The following is a 247-nucleotide window of genomic DNA, read 5'->3' on the forward strand; positions in this document are numbered from 1 at the left end:
ACCGGACTCGTTAACGTATTTGATGGAAGCGTGCCATACAGCCTGCTCGCCGGGTTCACTCATCAAGTCTATTGAGTAGGCCGAATCGGGCTTTTCGACTAACGCTTTCTCCAGTTGAGAGAGTAGCTCTGGCAAAACGAAGTCGCTAATGGGGCGCCCTAGTAGGCTGGACTCGGATGATTCACCAAGTTTGTGGCTAAATTCTTGTAGCGCTCTATCATTCGTGTAAGCAATATTGAGTTGCTCG

The 247-nt window shown here is 49.4% G+C and carries 1 protein-coding gene; it reads right to left on the reverse strand.

Annotated features, from left to right (window positions below; all coding sequences use genetic code 11):
- Window positions 1-247, reverse strand: a 247-nt coding sequence (locus A3766_RS31055) for a hypothetical protein (protein ID WP_197479541.1), incomplete at both ends; no start/stop codon positions are given.

The organism is Oleiphilus sp. HI0132 (assembly GCF_001635845.1).